Raw genomic sequence first — 692 nt, 5'->3', positions numbered from 1 at the left:
ACTATATCAACATTACTTTAAAGCTTAATACTATCCCTATACTCATTACTTATCGTATGTTTTTTATATATATCAGTGATTATCCTATTTAAAGTGCTATACTTACCACTAAACAAATGATCGGTATTTCTAACCATTATTATCTTTAACTTACACATTAAATTAATCTTAGTACTATTATAAACTTTATAAATATTAGACAATACAGCAAATTTATCATCCTTAGCTATAATCATAGTTCCAGATATACCCAACCTTGCCAATACCCTAAAATCATAATATCTAATAGGTGGAGATATTAATATATATTCACTAATCTCAGGTCTTCTCATTATTAACTCAGCTGCTAAACACGACCCAAAGGAGACACCTACAGCAACAATACCATGCTTATGATTATGACGTTGTAACAACCAATTAAGAGTTAATTCAATACCAATTAAATCATCTTTATAAAAAATAGGATTTTTAATTCTAGTAGAATTAATAGTTTGACTAATAATACCTAATTTTAAATTATCAAACACAGATACTATTTCACTTGCTAAACTCATACTCTTAATACTACTATATTCAGAATTGATTATATATACCATTTGAGTCTTTTTATTATCAAGTAAATACGATGATCAATAAGATTCATTAAACACACGTAGATCAAGTACCATCATTAAAACTTATAATGCTTATAC

At 26.3% G+C, this 692-nt stretch carries 1 protein-coding gene; it reads right to left on the bottom strand.

The genetic code is table 4. The annotated features are described in order from the left end of the window. Positions 1–17 precede the first annotated feature (17 nt). A complete protein-coding gene (locus MAGTDC_RS00795) occupies positions 18–596 on the bottom strand; it encodes an alpha/beta hydrolase (protein ID WP_278046865.1) in 579 nt (192 codons plus the stop codon). Positions 597–692: the final 96 nt, after the last annotated feature.

It is taken from the genome of Candidatus Hodgkinia cicadicola, assembly GCF_002774925.1.
Note: the sequence above shows the minus strand (reverse complement) of the source record. Positions and strands in the feature narration are given on the sequence as shown.